Genomic DNA, 14,731 nt, shown 5'->3' on the forward strand with positions numbered 1-14,731 from the left:
AGCGCAGGAAACCACCGTTCGCAGGCCGGCATCACCTGAATATCGATGTGCCCTACAGCGGAACAACCTTGCCCTCGGCCAAAGTCACGCGACGATCCATGCGCGAGGCCAGCTGGTGATTGTGGGTAGCGATCAGCGCTGCCAGGCCAGACTGCCTGACCAGCGCCTCAAGCGCCTCGAACACATAGGAGGCGGTGACCGGGTCAAGGTTGCCGGTCGGCTCGTCGGCCAGCAGCACCAGCGGTGCATTGGCCACGGCGCGCGCGATAGCGACACGCTGCTGCTCGCCGCCGGACAGTTCGGATGGGCGATGATGCGCGCGCTTGCCGATCTGCATATAGTCGAGCAGTTGCGCTGCCCGCTCGGCAGCCTCCTTGCGCGCCAGCCCTTTTATCAGCTGCGGCATCATGATGTTTTCCAGCGCCGAGAACTCCGGCAGCAGATGATGGAACTGGTAGACGAAACCGACATCGTTGCGGCGGATCGCCGTGCGCTCCTCGTCGGAAAGCCGGCCGCAGGCACGGCCAGCCAGGATCACATCGCCAGCGTCGGGCCGCTCCAGCAGCCCGGCGGTGTGCAGCAGTGTCGACTTGCCGGTGCCTGAAGGCGCCACCAGCGCCACCATCTCGCCGCGCCTGAGCGAAAAATCGGCACCGTTGAGAATGGTGAGCTTGCGCGGTCCCTGGACATAATGCCGCTCGACGCTCTTCAACTCGATAATGGCCTCGGCCATCACTCGTACCTCAGCGCTTCGACCGGATCGAGCCTGGCCGCGCGCCACGCAGGAAACAGCGTGGCCAGGAACGACAGAGCCAGCGCCATGAGAACCACCGAAATCGTCTCGCTGGCGTCCATCCGGGCAGGCAACTCGCTCAGGAAATAAAGCTCGGGGTTGAACAGCCTTTCGTTGGCAAGCCAGGAGAAGAACTGGCGGATGTGCTCGACGTTCAGGCAGATTATGACGCCGAGGACAACGCCGGCCAGAGTGCCTACCACGCCGATCGCCGCTCCTGTCATCAGGAAGATGCGCAGGATGGCGCCCCGTGAAGCGCCCATGGTGCGCAGGATGGCGATGTCATGGCCTTTGTCCTTCACCAGCATGACCAGACCGGAGATGATGTTGAGCGCCGCCACCAGTACGATCAGCGTCAGGATCATGAACATGACGTTGCGCTCGACTTGCAGGGCGGAGAAAAATGTCTCGTTGCGCTGGCGCCAGTCGACCATGTCGATCGGCCGCTGCGCCGCCTCCTCGACCTTCGGCTTCAGCGCGTCGACATTATCGGGATTGTCGACATAGATCTCGATCGTCTGCGCCCGGCCGTCCATGTTGAAATAGAGCTGCGCTTCCGAAAATGGCATGTAGACGATGGAGCTGTCATATTCGGACATGCCGACCTCGAAGATCGCCGTGACCGGATAGCCCTTCATCCGCGGCGTCGTGCCGAGCGGGCTGATATCGCCTTCCGGCGAGATCAGCGTGATGGTGTCGCCGAGCACAAGGCCGAGATTCTCGGCCATGCGCTTGCCGATGGCGACGCCCTCGCCGGTATCGAAGCCGACAATCGAGCCCTGCTTGATGTTCCCGGCGATGATCGAGATCTTGCCGAGATCCTCGCCGCGTATGCCGCGCACCAGCGCCCCGGTGCCGCCGCCGACATTGCCTTGCGCCAGCACCTGCCCGTCGATCAGCGGAATGGCGTATTTGACGCCGGGCACGCCGTTGATGCGGCTGGCGACCTGCGCATAGTCCTCCAGCGGCGAATCCAGCGGCTGCACGATCAGATGGCCGTTGACGCCGAGGATGCGGGTCAAAAGTTCGGCGCGAAACCCGTTCATGACCGCCATGACGACGATCAGCGTGGCAACACCCAGCATGATGCCGAGGAAGGAGATCGAGGCGATGACCGAGATCACCGTCTCCTTGCGCCGCGAGCGCAGATAGCGCCACGCGACCATGCGTTCGAACATGGAAAACGGACCGGCGACCGAGGGCTTCGCTGCTGCCGCCTCATTCATGGGCAACACCGAAGCGCTTTTTCATGTCTGCGATCGGCAGCGTCTCGCGCTCGCCGGTCTTGCGGTTCTTGATCTCGACCTCGCCTGTCGCCACGCCGCGCGGCCCGACGATCACCTGCCACGGCAGGCCGATCAGGTCGGCGGTGGCGAACTTGCCGCCCGGCCGCTGGTCGGTGTCGTCGTAGAGCACCTCTTTGCCGGCGGCGACAAATGCCGCATGAAGTTCGCCGCAGACGCGGTCGCATTCGGCGTCGCCGGCCTTCATGTTGATCAGGCCGATGTCGAACGGCGCCACCGCCTCCGGCCAGATGATGCCGTTGTCATCATGGCTGGCCTCGATGATCGCCGCGACCAGCCGGGTCGGGCCGATGCCGTAGGAGCCGCCCGAGACGAAATGATCCTTGCCGTCGGGCCCGGTCACCTTGGCGCCCATCGGCTTCGAATATTTGTCGCCAAAATGGAAGATGTGGCCGACTTCGATGCCGCGCGCCGAGACCCGGTCGCCATCGGCGACCTTTTCCCAGGCAGCCTCGTCATGCATCTCGTCGGTGGCGGCGTAGGGCGTCGTCCATTTCTTGACGATGCCGCCGATCTCGGCGTCATTGGTGAAGTCGGTGTCTGCCCCGGGCACGGCCAGCGAAAGATAGTCGCGATGGCAATAGACCTGGCTCTCGCCAGTGTCGGCCAGGATGATGAATTCGTGGCTGAGGTCGCCGCCGATCGGTCCGGTGTCGGCCCGCATCGGGATCGCCTGCAGCCCCATGCGTGTGAACGTCCTGAGATAGGACACGAACATGCGGTTGTAGGCTGCCTTGGCGCCTTCAAAGTCGAGGTCGAAGGAATAGGCATCCTTCATCAGAAACTCTCGGCTGCGCATAACGCCAAAGCGCGGCCGCACCTCGTCGCGGAACTTCCACTGGATGTGATAGAGGTTGAGCGGCAAATCCTTGTAGGACTTCACATAGGCGCGGAAAATCTCGGTGACCACCTCCTCGTTGGTCGGCCCGTAGAGCATATCGCGGTCCTGCCGGTCCTTGATGCGCAGCATCTCTTTGCCGTAGTCGTCATAGCGGCCGCTTTCGCGCCACAGCTCGGCGGACTGTATTGTCGGCATCAGGATTTCGAGCGCCCCTGCCCGGTCCTGTTCCTCGCGAACGATCCGGCAGACCTTGTCCAGCACTCTTTTGCCGAGCGGCAGCCAGGAAAAGCTGCCTTGCCCCTGCTGGCGGATCATCCCGGCGCGCAGCATCAGCCTGTGCGACACAATCTCGGCCTCACGCGGGTTTTCTTTGAGGATAGGCAGGAAATAGCGCGACAAACGCATGGACTGATCCGTGAGAGAGGATTGCCACACCGGAATCGGCATGGCGCTGGCTTGCTTGCCCCGGCTTCATAGCCATTTCATGACAGAATGGAAACCCGACCTGCCGCATCGCCCGAAAATCGGAAATCGATTTTCGGAAAGCACGATGCGTGGATTCAAAGCGTTTGAGCGTCCTTTGCGCGTCCAAGGACGCGCGGCGCTCTAAGCCGCAGAAGTGCCGTACGCGCAGCGTTGATCGTTTCACAGGCAACCCCTGCCGTACTATTGTGCACTGCAGCACGATATTGCCTGTTTCGGTGCAAAATTCTGCGTGACATTTTCATCCGCCTTAGGCTAGTGTGCCTCGATAACCGAGAGGGTAGAGAAAAATCTGCTCTCCTACGCGGTCAAAGTCTTGGGAGGATGCGATCTAGGCGCGGTTACTCGCTGCCGCCGGACACCGGAAACAGATCGGACGCGTTTAAATTGCAAGGCCTCGTGCCTTGCATTTTTTTTTGTGCAATCATCTGGTTAGCACGACAGATTGCCAAACTACATTACGCGACGTCAGCACAACGTGTCCGACAGCCGTGCGGCAGGACCAGCGCTGACGTTCAGGGTGTCAGAATGGCATTGGGCGCAGTGCTAATGCCCCGGGCTCTGGTTGAAATCCGGCACGATGTGCGGGATGTCGTCGATGCCGAGACCCAGCCCCCTGGTAATTCCGTAAAAGATGCCGAGAAGGACCATCGTGGCGATCGTCGTCCGCAGCACCGCGCGCAGCATATGCGGTCCGCGCGGCGCACTCGGAACCGTGCCCAGCGTCACATCCTCATCCTCGTCCTGCGTCCTCATGCTGAACGGCAGGACGGCAAACAGCACGACCCACCATGTGGCGAAGAATAGGGCAATGAACGACACCCAACTCATGCTTGCTCCAGTTCGACCAGCGTGCCGAAGAAGTCCTTGGGATGCAGGAACAGCACCGGCTTGCCATGCGCACCGGTCCTGGGGTTGCCGTCGCCCAGCACGCGTGCGCCGCTGGCCTTGAGCCTGTCCCGCGCCGCCAGGATGTCGTCGACCTCATAGCAGACATGATGCATGCCGCCCGAAGGGTTCTTCTCGAGGAATGCCGTAATCGGCGAGCCTTCGCCCAGCGGCTCCAGCAGTTCGATCCTGGTGTTGCCGACATCGATGAACACCACCGTCACGCCATGCTCCGGCAGCGCCTGCTGCGCAGTCACCCGGGCGCCGAGCGTATCGCGATAGGCCGCCGTCGCTGCGGCCAGATCCGGCACGGCAAGCGCAACATGGTTCAGGCGTCCAAGCATGTCCTGTCCTTCGAAACCCTACCTGGTGACGAACACCGTCACCAACGGCTTCTTGCCCCACGCTTCATTGGCGGCGCCACGCACGGCGCGGCGCACCGCCTCCTGCACGAGGTCCAGGTCTTTTCGGCGTTGACGGGGGATGGAGTCCACCGCGCCGATTGCCGCATCGATCATCAGGTCTTCCAGGGTCTCGCCGCTGGCATCGACCTCGGCGACGCCGACGGCCACAAGATCCGGATCGCCGGCAAGTTCGTACTTGTCATCGAGCACGACATTGACCGCGACATGGCCGGCAAAGGACAGCTTGCGACGGTCGCGAATGCCCATCGCTTGGTCGCTGCCGATCAGCCTGCCGTCCTTGAAGATGCGGCCGAACGGCACCTGGTCGATGATCGTCGCTGCGCCGGGATAAAGCCGCAGCATGTCGCCATCGCGGACCTGCGCCACCTGGCCGATGCCGGACACCGACATCAGCGACCCCTGCGCCACCAGATGCGCCGCCTCGCCGTGCACCGGAACGCCGATCTGTGGGCGCACCCATTCGTACATCTTGCGCAATTCGCTGCGCCGCGGATGGCCGGAGACATGCACCAGCGCGTCGCCATCCTCGATGATCTTCATGCCGAGATCGATCAGCCGGTTCTTGATCTCGAGGATCGCCTTCTCGTTACCGGGGATGGTGCGCGAGGAAAACACCACAGTGTCGCCGGCTGTCAGCGCCACCGATTTCATCTCGTCGCGCGACAGCTTGGCAAGCGCCGCAAGTGGCTCGCCCTGGCTGCCGGTGCAGATGATGACGAGATTTTCACGCGGTATGAAACCATAATCCTCCTCGGCGATGAATTCCGGCAGCCCGTCCATATAGCCGAGCTCGCCTGCCACATCGATGACGCGCTTCAACGAGCGGCCAAGCACCAGGCACTGCCGGCCGGCATTCCGCGCCGCCTTGGCAATGGAAACGATGCGCCCGACATTGGAGGAGAATGTGGTGACGGCGACGCGGCCCTTGGCGTTCTGGATGACGCCCTTGAGACCCTCGCCCACAGCTACTTCCGACGGCGACTCGCCTTCCCTCAGCGCATTGGTCGAATCGCAGATCAGCGCCAATACGCCCTTGTCGCCATAGGCCCGGAAGCGCGCCTCGTCGGTCTTCGGCCCGATCGTCGGCGCCGGGTCGATCTTCCAGTCGCCGGTATGGATGACGGTACCGGCCGCCGAGGTGATCGCCAGCGACACCGGTTCGGGGATCGAATGCGCGACAGGGATGGCCTCGATCTCGAACGGGCCGACGCTGAACGTCTCGCCGGCCCGGTAGATCGTCATCGGGATTTTCGGCGCCCCTTGCTCGCCCTGCCGCTTGGCTTCCAACAATCCGGCGCCGAACGGCGTCATCCAGACCGGCGCCTTGAGCTTCGGCCAGATGTCGTGCAGCGCGCCGTAATGGTCTTCATGCGCATGGGTGATGACAATGCCGCGCAGATTGGCGAGGTTCTCCTCGATGAAGCGCGTGTCGGGCAAGATCAGGTCGACGCCCGGATACGCCGCATCGGGAAAGGTCACGCCGACATCGACGACGATCCACTCGCGCGCATTCGCCGGCCCGTAGCCATAGAGGGCGAAGTTCATGCCGATCTCGCCGACGCCGCCGAGCGGCACGAAGACGAGTTCGGCGTTTTCCGCTTTCGCCATGATCTTCCCTTTCCCAGTCGGCCGAGCCGGTCAAATCCCGGCGGACGCGACCGCGCCGAAATGCACATCGCCGGCGGCGATTTTCAGAACCAAACCGTCATCGTCGCGGATCACGAAACGGCAGTCCTCGTCAATGGTCTCGAAGGTGCCGCGCACCACATTACCGTCAATTCTGACAGCAACCTGCCCGCCTAGCCCCGCCGCACGCGCCAGCCAGCGCCGCCTGACGGCTCCAAGCCCGCGCCCTTCGTTCCACAACCGGGCGTTCTCGCTCCAGGCATCCGACAGTGCCAGAAACAATGTCTCGGCATCGCAAGCAGCGCCCAGCGCACGCAGTGACGTTGCCGGATAAGGCAAATCCTCGGGATAAGCCACAACATTGACGCCGATGCCGACCGCCACTGCGAAGCGGCCGCCTTCGAGTATCGCCGATTCCAGCAAGATTCCGGCAAGCTTGGCGCCGGAGACGAGCACGTCGTTCGGCCATTTCAACTCGAAACGGTTCTTTCCCGCGCTGCCGCCGTCGAGGCCGATCGAGATCTTGCCCTTCGGCACGACGGCGTCGAGCGCATCGGCCAGTGCCAGTCCGGCAACGAAGCCCAGCGTCGCGGCAAGCCGAAGCTCGGCATTGGTGATGACGAGCAGCGTCGCCGCCAGATTGCCCTCGGGTGTTGCCCAGACTCGGCCGCGCCGGCCGCGTCCGCTCTCCTGCTTTTTAGAAACGACCCAGAGCTTTCCCGGATCGCCCGCCCGCGCATGGTCCAGTGCCAGCGCATTGGTGGAGCCGATCGTGTCGTGGGCTTCGAGCCGGAACCCTTCCGACGCTGCGGTTGGAGCCAGCCGAAATGCCATACCTTAGAAAAATGTCTTCGCGGCGGCTTCGGCGTAGGTGCCGATCGGTCCGCCGATCAGCACATAAAACAGCACGAAGGCACCGGATACGCCAAGCACAAGACGCAGTTCGCTCGCCATCGGCAAGAAGCCGCCGACCGGTTCGTCGAACCACATGATCTTGATGATGCGCAGATAATAGTAGGCGCCCACCACCGAGGCCAGCACGCCGATGATCGCCAGCGCGTAGAGGTTGGCGTTGATGGCGGCGAGGAACACGTACCACTTCCCCCAGAAGCCGGCGAGCGGCGGGATGCCGGCCAGCGAGAACATCAGGATGGTCAGGATCGTCGCCATGATCGGATTGGTCGACGACAGGCCGGCGAGATCGCTGATTTGCTCGACATTGCCCTCCTTGCGCCGCATGGCGAGGATGAAGGCGAAGGTGCCGAGCGTCATCACCAGATAGATCAGCATGTAGATGGCGACGCCGCGCACGCCGGCCTGGCTGTTGGCGGCGAGACCGACCAACGCATAGCCCATATGGCCGATCGAGGAATACGCCATCAGCCGCTTGATGTTGGTCTGGCCGATGGCGGCGAAGGCGCCGAGCACCATCGAGGCGATCGAAATGAAGACGATGATCTGCTGCCAGTCGGAAGCAATCGGCTTGAACGCGCCCATGGTAACGCGCACCATCAGCGCCATCGCCGCCATCTTCGGCGCCGCCGCCAGGAAGGCCGTTACCGGGGTTGGCGCGCCTTCATAGACGTCCGGCGTCCACATATGGAACGGCACCGCCGATATCTTGAAGGCGAGGCCGGCCAGCACGAAGACCAGCCCAAAAACCAGGCCAAGCTGCCGTTCGCTGCCCAGCGCCGTTGCGATCTCCTGGAAACCAGTGTTGCCGGTGTAGCCATAGATCAGCGAGATGCCGTAGAGCAGCATGCCCGACGACAGCGCGCCGAGCACGAAATACTTCAACCCCGCCTCGGTCGAGCGCAGATTGTCGCGGTTGATCGCCGCCAGCACGTAGATCGCCAACGATTGCAGTTCGAGGCCGAGATAGAGCCCGATCATGCCATTGGCCGAGATCATCAGCATCATGCCGAGCGTGCAGAGCAGGATCAGCACCGGATACTCGAACTTGTCGAAATGCTCCACCCTGGCGAAGCGCACCGACATGACCAGCGTCACCGCCGACCCGATCAGCGCCAGCATCTTCATGAAGTGGGCGAAGGGATCCTGGATGAAGGCACTGCCGTAGGCGGTGCCCTGCCCGCTGGAAGAGACCATCCAGATGCCGGCAATCACCAGTATGGCGACGGCTAGACCGGTCACCGTGACGTTGCGGCTTTCGCGCGAATAGGCGCCCAGCATCAACAGCGCCAAAGCGCCGATGGCAAGGATCAGCTCTGGTGTCGAGAGCGACAGGCTGGAGAGAAGGTCAGGCGTCATGGTTCGCAAACCCCAGTCAGTTCGCCGCCGCGGTCTGCGCGGCGCCGATGGATGCGGTGACATTGGTGACGAGCGCCTTGACCGATTCGGCCGTCGCGTCGAAGACCGGCGCCGGGTAGACGCCGAAGAAGATAACGAGTGCGACAAGCGGATAGATGATCACCTTCTCGCGCGCCGACAGGTCAAGCAGGCCCTTCAGGCTCTCCTTGGTCAGCGCGCCGAAGATCACCCGGCGGTAGAGCCATAGCGCATAGGCAGCCGACAGGATGACTCCAGTGGCAGCGAAGAACGCCACCCAGGTGTTGACCCGGAACACGCCGAGCATGGTCAGGAACTCGCCGACGAAGCCGCTGGTGCCCGGCAGGCCGACATTGGCCATGGTGAAAATCATGAACGCGGTCGCGTATTTCGGCATGTTGTTGACCAGCCCGCCATAGGCATCGATGTCGCGCGTGTGCATGCGGTCGTAGACGACGCCGACGCAGAGGAACAGTGCGCCGGAAACCAAGCCGTGCGACAGCATCTGGAAGATCGCGCCTTGCACGCCTTCCTGGTTCATCGCGAAGATGCCCATGGTGACGAAGCCCATATGGGCGACCGACGAATAGGCGATCAGCTTCTTCATGTCCTCCTGCATCAGCGCCACCAGCGAGGTGTAGATGATGGCGACGACGGACAGCGAGAAGATCAGCGGCGCGAACATCTCGGAGGCGATCGGAAACATCGGCAGCGAAAAACGCAGGAACCCGTATCCGCCCATCTTCAGCAGGATGGCGGCTAGGATCACCGAACCGGCCGTCGGCGCCTCGACATGGGCGTCGGGCAGCCAGGTGTGCACCGGCCACATCGGCATCTTGACGGCGAAGGACGCGAAGAAGGCGAGCCACAGCCAGGTCTGCATGCTGGCCGGGAAGCTGTGCGTCAAAAGCGTCGGGATGTCGGTGGTGCCGGACTGGAAGAACATCGCCATGACGGCGAGCAGCATCAGCACCGAGCCGGCCAGCGTATAGAGGAAGAACTTGAACGAAGCGTAGACGCGCCGCTTGCCGCCCCACACGCCGATGATGATGAACATCGGGATCAGGCCCGCCTCGAAGAAGACGTAGAACAGTACGATGTCCAGCGCGCAGAAGACGCCAATCATCAGCGTTTCGAGCAGCAGGAAGGCGATCATGTAGGCCTTGACGCGCTTTTCGATCGATTCCCAGGAAGCCAGGATGCAGAGCGGCATCAGGAAGGTAGTCAGGATAACGAATAGCATCGAGATGCCGTCGACGCCCATATGGTAGGAGATGCCGGAATCCAGCCAGGCAAACTTCTCGACGAACTGGAAGCCGGGCTGGGAATTGTCGAAGCCGGTCCAGATGAACAGCGAAATCACGAAAGTGAACGTCGTCGTCAACAGCGCGATGGCGCGAATGTTGCGGCGTGCATTCTCGCTGTCGTCGTTGATCAGCAGAATGAGCAGCACACCAACCAGCGGCAGGAAGGTGACCAGCGAGAGGATTGGCCAGTCGGTCATCAGAGCATCATCCAGGTGACGAGTGCGGCAACGCCGATCAGCATGGCGAAGGCATAGTGGTAGAGGTAGCCGGTCTGCAGCTTGACGACGCGGTTGGTGACATCGACGACGCGCGCCGAAACGCCGTCCGGCCCGAGACCGTCGATGATTGCGCCGTCGCCTGTCTTCCACAGGAAGCGGCCAAGGCGTTTGGCCGGCCGCACGAACAGGAAGTCGTAGAGCTCGTCGAAATACCACTTGTTGAGCAGGAACGCGTAGAGGCCGCGATGATGCGCCGCCAGATTCCTCGGCATTTCCGGCGCGCGGATATAGAATTGCCAGGCAATCGCAAAGCCGATCAGCATGGCGATGAACGGCGCCAGTTCCACCCACAGCGGCAGTTCGTGGATTTCATGCAGGATGCGGTTTTCCGGCAGCGTGAACAGCGACGCCTTCCAGAACTCGGCATAGCCCTCGCCGATGAAGGCGCCGTGGAAGATCACGCCTGCGAACAGCGCTCCCGCGGCCAGGATGAACAGCGGCACCAGCATGACCGGCGGCGATTCATGGACATGGTGCATGACTTCATGGCTCGCCCGCGGCTGGCCGTGGAAAGTCATGAAGATCAGGCGCCAGGAATAGAAGCTGGTGAAACAGGCGGCGACGACCAGCAGCACGAAGGCGGTGGCGGCGACCGAATTGTGGCTGGCAAAGGCGGCTTCGATGATCGCATCCTTGGAGAAGAAGCCGGCGGTGCCGATGATTGTCACCGGAATGCCGACGCCGGTCAGCGCCAGCGTGCCGATCACCATCATCCAGTAGGTTTTCGGAATGAGCGTCCTCAGACCGCCCATGTTGCGCATGTCCTGCTCGTCCGAGACCGCGTGGATGACCGAGCCGGAGCCTAGGAACAGCAGCGCCTTGAAGAAGGCGTGCGTGAACAGGTGGAAGATCGCCGCGCCATAGGCACCGACGCCGAGCGCCACGAACATGTAGCCGAGCTGCGAGCAGGTCGAATAGGCGATGACGCGCTTGATGTCGTTCTGAACCAGGCCGACGGTCGCCGCGAAGAAGGCGGTAAAGGCGCCGATGAATGTCACCACCGTCAGCGCCGATTGCGACACCTCGAACAGAGGCGACAGCCTCGCCAGCATGAACACCCCGGCCGTCACCATGGTCGCAGCATGGATCAGCGCGGAGACCGGCGTCGGGCCTTCCATGGCGTCCGGCAGCCAGGTGTGCAACGGCACCTGCGCCGACTTGCCCATGGCGCCCATGAACAGCAGCAGGCAGACAACGGTCATCGCCGACTGCTTGTCGAGCACATAGCCGAGGAAGGTCAGCACCGCTGCGCCCTCGGCCGCGCCTTCGGCCGGAATGAACGTCGCTGCATTGGCGAAGATGGTGCCGAGATTGACCGACCCGAACAGCACGAAGACGCCGAAGATGCCGAGCGCGAAGCCAAAATCGCCGACGCGGTTGACGATGAAGGCCTTGATCGCGGCGGCATTTGCCGACGGCTTCTTGTACCAGAAGCCGATCAGCAGGTAGGAGGCGAGACCGACGCCTTCCCAGCCGAAGTACATCTGCACCAGATTATCCGCCGTCACCAGCATCAGCATGGCGAAGGTGAACAGCGACAGATAGGCGAAGAACCGCGGCCGGTCCGGGTCGTGGTGCATGTAGCCGATCGAGTAGATGTGGACTAGCGCCGACACCGTGTTGACCACCACGAGCATGACCACGGTCAGCGTGTCGATCCGGAGTGCCCACGATGCCTCAAGACCGCCCGACTGGATCCAGCGCAGCACCGGCACAGTGAACACCTCGCCGTCGCCGAAGCCGACGGAGAAGAAGGCGACCCACGACAGAACCGCCGCGATTACCACGAAGCCGGAGGTGATGTATTCGGACGCCTTGGCGCCGAGCGAAGTGCCGAACAGGCCGACGATCAGGAAGCCGAGCAGCGGAAGGAAGACGATCGCTTGATACATGAGTGCCCTGTCAACCCTTCATCATGTTCACGTCTTCGACCGCTATCGAACCGCGGTTGCGAAAGAAAACGACGAGAATGGCGAGACCGATCGCCGCCTCTGCCGCCGCCACCGTCAGCACGAACAGCGCGAACACCTGGCCGACGAGGTCGCCGAGTGCCGCCGAGAAGGCGACGAAATTGATGTTCACGGCAAGCAGGATCAGCTCGATCGACATCAGGATGACGATGACGTTCCTGCGGTTCAGGAAGATGCCGAACACACCGAGCGTGAACAGGATCGCCGATACGGTCAGGTAATGTGCAATGCCGACGACCATCTTAGATTCCTTCGCCCGTCTTGACCTTGCGGATTTCCACCCCGGTCGCCGCGGTACGGCCGACCTGGGCGGCGATCGACTGCCGCTTGACTCCCGGCTTGTGGCGCAGCGTCAGCACGATGGCGCCGATCATGGCGACCAGCAGCACGAGGCCTGCAATCTGGAAGTAGTAGAGGTAGTCGGTGTAGAGGATGTCGCCGAGCGCTGCCGTGTTCGAGCGTACGGCAAGATCCGGGATGGGCTTCGAAACCGTCGCAGCCAGTTGCGGCGAGAATGTATAGCCGCCAAGCACGACGATCAGCTCCGCTGCCAAGATCAGCCCGACCAGCGCGCCGATCGGCGCATATTGCAGGGCGCCTTCCTTCATCTCGGCAAAGTCGACGTCGAGCATCATAACCACGAACAGGAACAGCACCAGCACCGCGCCGACATAGACGACAAGCAGGATCACCGCCAGGAACTCGGCGCCAGTCAGCATGAACAGGCCGGCAGCGTTGAAGAAGGTCAGGATCAGGAACAGCACCGAATGCACGGGGTTGCGCGACGAAATGACCATGAACGCCGACGCCACCGCGACAAAGGCGAAGAGGTAGAAAAAGACCGCCTCTAGTCCACTCAGCATGGGTTCCCCCGGGTTCCTGTCGGACCGGCGTCTCGCCCTGTCCGTTCTCTGTGGCTTCGTTCCGCCTCCGGCGCCGAAGCCGCGTTTTCCTTAAACGAGGCCCCTCGCCCCGTCCATGCGTCAAATGTCAGCGGTACGGCGCATCGAGCGCAATGTTGCGCGCCAGCTCGCGCTCCCAGCGGTCGCCATTCGCCAACAGTCTCTCCTTGTCGTAGTAGAGCTCCTCGCGCGTTTCCGTCGCGAATTCGAAATTCGGCCCCTCGACGATGGCGTCGACCGGGCAAGCTTCCTGGCAGTAGCCGCAATAAATGCACTTCACCATGTCAATGTCGTAGCGCACGGTGCGGCGCGTGCCGTCATTGCGGCGCGGGCCGGCCTCGATGGTGATCGCCTGCGCCGGGCAGATCGCCTCGCACAGCTTGCAGGCGATGCAGCGTTCCTCGCCGTTCGGATAGCGGCGCAGTGCGTGCTCGCCGCGAAAGCGCGGGCTGGTCGGCCCCTTTTCGTGCGGATAGTTGATCGTCTCCTTCGGCGCGAAGAACTGGCGCATCGACAGGAAGAAGGCGCTGACGAAATCCTGCAGCAGCAGGGATTTTGCGGCCTGGGAAAGAGCGGACATCACGCGAACCCTGTGATCTTGAGGAAGGCGGCGGTCGCGACCACCATGAACAGCGAGATCGGCAGGAAGACTTTCCAGCCGAGCCGCATCAGCTGGTCGTAGCGGTAGCGCGGCACGAACGCCTTCACCATGGAGAACATGAAGAACACCAGGCAGACCTTGAGCACGAACCAGATCAGCCCTGGCACCCAGGTGAAGGGCGCGAAATCGAAGGGCGGCAGCCAGCCGCCAAGGAACAATATGGTGGCCAGCGCGCACATCAAGACGACGGCGACATATTCGCCGAGGAAGAACAGCAGGAACGGCGTCGACGAATATTCGACCATGTGGCCGGCGACGAGTTCCGATTCGGCTTCCACCAGGTCGAAGGGCGGCCGGTTCGTCTCGGCCAGCGCCGAGATGAAGAAAACGATGAACATCGGGAACAGCGACAGCCAGTGCCAGTCGAGGAAGGTGTTGGGCAGGCCGAGCCGTGTGCCGAGCCCGTCCTGCTGCGACAAGACGATGTCGGACAGGTTGAGCGAGCCGACGCAAAGCAGCACGGTGACGATGACGAAGCCGATCGAGACCTCGTAGGACACCATTTGCGCGGCCGAGCGCAGCGCGCCGAGGAACGGATATTTCGAATTGGACGCCCAGCCGCCCATGATCACGCCGTAGACCTCGAGCGAGGAGATGGCGAAGACATAGAGGATGCCGACATTGACGTTGGCGATGGCCCAGCCCTGGTTGACCGGGATAACCGCCCAGGCCGAGATCGCCAGCACCGCCGACACCAAAGGCGCCAGCAGGAACACGCCCTTGTTGGCGCCGGACGGAATCACCGGTTCCTTGAATACGAACTTCAACAGGTCGGCGAAAGCCTGCAGCGTGCCCCATGGGCCGACAACATTCGGGCCGCGACGCAACTGCACCGCCGCCCAGATCTTGCGGTCCGCGTAAAGCACATAGGCGACGAAGATCAGAAGCACGACGATCAGCACGACCGACTTCAACAGGATCAGCAGCGCCGGCAGCACGTAGAAGGAGAAGAAGGTGTCCATGT

The 14,731-nt window shown here is 62.4% G+C and carries 14 protein-coding genes; all 14 read right to left on the reverse strand.

Annotation, left to right across the window (positions count from 1 at the left end):
* Positions 1-52: 52 nt before the first annotated feature.
* A complete protein-coding gene (locus EN859_RS15440; RefSeq protein ID WP_189501992.1) occupies positions 53-736 on the reverse strand; it encodes an ABC transporter ATP-binding protein in 684 nt (227 codons plus the stop codon).
* Complete coding sequence (locus tag EN859_RS15445) at positions 733-2,019, reverse strand: lipoprotein-releasing ABC transporter permease subunit (RefSeq protein WP_127853750.1); 1,287 nt, start codon at positions 2,017-2,019, stop codon at positions 733-735. The genes EN859_RS15440 and EN859_RS15445 overlap by 4 nt, the downstream gene beginning before the upstream one ends.
* Positions 2,012-3,343, reverse strand: coding sequence for a proline--tRNA ligase (proS, locus tag EN859_RS15450; protein ID WP_127853751.1), 1,332 nt, complete (start codon positions 3,341-3,343; stop codon positions 2,012-2,014). Before proS ends, EN859_RS15445 begins: the two co-directional genes overlap by 8 nt.
* Positions 3,344-3,967: 624 nt before the next feature.
* Positions 3,968-4,252 (reverse strand): DUF1467 family protein, encoded by a 285-nt coding sequence (locus EN859_RS15455; protein WP_127853752.1) that lies wholly within the window; start codon positions 4,250-4,252, stop codon positions 3,968-3,970.
* Positions 4,249-4,653 carry a methylmalonyl-CoA epimerase gene (gene mce, locus EN859_RS15460; protein ID WP_127853753.1) on the reverse strand — a complete coding sequence of 135 codons (405 nt, stop codon included), beginning with the start codon at positions 4,651-4,653 and terminating at the stop codon, positions 4,249-4,251. Before mce ends, EN859_RS15455 begins: the two co-directional genes overlap by 4 nt.
* An 18-nt stretch (positions 4,654-4,671) precedes the next feature.
* Positions 4,672-6,342 carry a ribonuclease J gene (locus tag EN859_RS15465; protein WP_127853754.1) on the reverse strand — a complete coding sequence of 557 codons (1,671 nt, stop codon included), beginning with the start codon at positions 6,340-6,342 and terminating at the stop codon, positions 4,672-4,674.
* A gap of 30 nt (positions 6,343-6,372) precedes the next feature.
* Complete coding sequence (locus tag EN859_RS15470) at positions 6,373-7,194, reverse strand: biotin--[acetyl-CoA-carboxylase] ligase (protein ID WP_127853755.1); 822 nt, start codon at positions 7,192-7,194, stop codon at positions 6,373-6,375.
* Between the two features lie 3 nt (positions 7,195-7,197).
* The gene (nuoN, locus tag EN859_RS15475) at positions 7,198-8,631 is read right to left on the reverse strand and encodes an NADH-quinone oxidoreductase subunit NuoN (protein ID WP_127853756.1); all 1,434 of its coding nucleotides are present in this window, start codon (positions 8,629-8,631) and stop codon (positions 7,198-7,200) included.
* 16 nt (positions 8,632-8,647) lie between these two features.
* The gene (locus tag EN859_RS15480; RefSeq protein ID WP_127853757.1) at positions 8,648-10,153 is read right to left on the reverse strand and encodes an NADH-quinone oxidoreductase subunit M; all 1,506 of its coding nucleotides are present in this window, start codon (positions 10,151-10,153) and stop codon (positions 8,648-8,650) included.
* Complete coding sequence (gene nuoL, locus EN859_RS15485; RefSeq protein WP_127853758.1) at positions 10,153-12,126, reverse strand: NADH-quinone oxidoreductase subunit L; 1,974 nt, start codon at positions 12,124-12,126, stop codon at positions 10,153-10,155. Before nuoL ends, EN859_RS15480 begins: the two co-directional genes overlap by 1 nt.
* A 10-nt stretch (positions 12,127-12,136) precedes the next feature.
* Positions 12,137-12,445: an NADH-quinone oxidoreductase subunit NuoK gene (nuoK, locus tag EN859_RS15490; RefSeq protein WP_023676620.1), complete on the reverse strand. Its 309-nt coding sequence runs from the start codon at positions 12,443-12,445 to the stop codon at positions 12,137-12,139.
* Position 12,446: 1 nt separating this feature from the next.
* Positions 12,447-13,067: an NADH-quinone oxidoreductase subunit J gene (locus tag EN859_RS15495; RefSeq protein WP_127853759.1), complete on the reverse strand. Its 621-nt coding sequence runs from the start codon at positions 13,065-13,067 to the stop codon at positions 12,447-12,449.
* A gap of 127 nt (positions 13,068-13,194) precedes the next feature.
* Complete coding sequence (gene nuoI / locus EN859_RS15500) at positions 13,195-13,686, reverse strand: NADH-quinone oxidoreductase subunit NuoI (RefSeq protein WP_127853760.1); 492 nt, start codon at positions 13,684-13,686, stop codon at positions 13,195-13,197.
* Positions 13,686-14,729, reverse strand: a complete 1,044-nt coding sequence (gene nuoH / locus EN859_RS15505; RefSeq protein WP_127853761.1) for an NADH-quinone oxidoreductase subunit NuoH — start codon at positions 14,727-14,729, stop codon at positions 13,686-13,688. The genes nuoI and nuoH overlap by 1 nt, the downstream gene beginning before the upstream one ends.
* Between the last annotated feature and the right edge of the window lie 2 nt (positions 14,730-14,731).

Source organism: Mesorhizobium sp. M00.F.Ca.ET.216.01.1.1 (assembly GCF_004010325.2).
Classification (GTDB): Bacteria; Pseudomonadota; Alphaproteobacteria; order Rhizobiales; family Rhizobiaceae; genus Mesorhizobium.

Excerpts from the sequence above, each read along its gene's own strand:
- EN859_RS15445 (WP_127853750.1), bottom strand. The coding sequence starts at position 2,019 with ATGAATGAGGCGGCAGCAGCGAAGCCCTCGGTCGCCGGTCCGTTTTCC.
- nuoL (WP_127853758.1), bottom strand. The coding sequence starts at position 12,126 with ATGTATCAAGCGATCGTCTTCCTTCCGCTGCTCGGCTTCCTGATCGTC.
- EN859_RS15465 (WP_127853754.1), bottom strand. The coding sequence starts at position 6,342 with ATGGCGAAAGCGGAAAACGCCGAACTCGTCTTCGTGCCGCTCGGCGGC.
- mce (WP_127853753.1), bottom strand. The coding sequence starts at position 4,653 with ATGCTTGGACGCCTGAACCATGTTGCGCTTGCCGTGCCGGATCTGGCC.
- EN859_RS15480 (WP_127853757.1), bottom strand. The coding sequence starts at position 10,153 with ATGACCGACTGGCCAATCCTCTCGCTGGTCACCTTCCTGCCGCTGGTT.
- EN859_RS15455 (WP_127853752.1), bottom strand. The coding sequence starts at position 4,252 with ATGAGTTGGGTGTCGTTCATTGCCCTATTCTTCGCCACATGGTGGGTC.
- nuoI (WP_127853760.1), bottom strand. The coding sequence starts at position 13,686 with ATGTCCGCTCTTTCCCAGGCCGCAAAATCCCTGCTGCTGCAGGATTTC.
- EN859_RS15470 (WP_127853755.1), bottom strand. The coding sequence starts at position 7,194 with ATGGCATTTCGGCTGGCTCCAACCGCAGCGTCGGAAGGGTTCCGGCTC.
- nuoH (WP_127853761.1), bottom strand. The coding sequence starts at position 14,729 with ATGGACACCTTCTTCTCCTTCTACGTGCTGCCGGCGCTGCTGATCCTG.
- proS (WP_127853751.1), bottom strand. The coding sequence starts at position 3,343 with ATGCGTTTGTCGCGCTATTTCCTGCCTATCCTCAAAGAAAACCCGCGT.
- nuoK (WP_023676620.1), bottom strand. The coding sequence starts at position 12,445 with ATGGTCGTCGGCATTGCACATTACCTGACCGTATCGGCGATCCTGTTC.
- nuoN (WP_127853756.1), bottom strand. The coding sequence starts at position 8,631 with ATGACGCCTGACCTTCTCTCCAGCCTGTCGCTCTCGACACCAGAGCTG.
- EN859_RS15495 (WP_127853759.1), bottom strand. The coding sequence starts at position 13,067 with ATGCTGAGTGGACTAGAGGCGGTCTTTTTCTACCTCTTCGCCTTTGTC.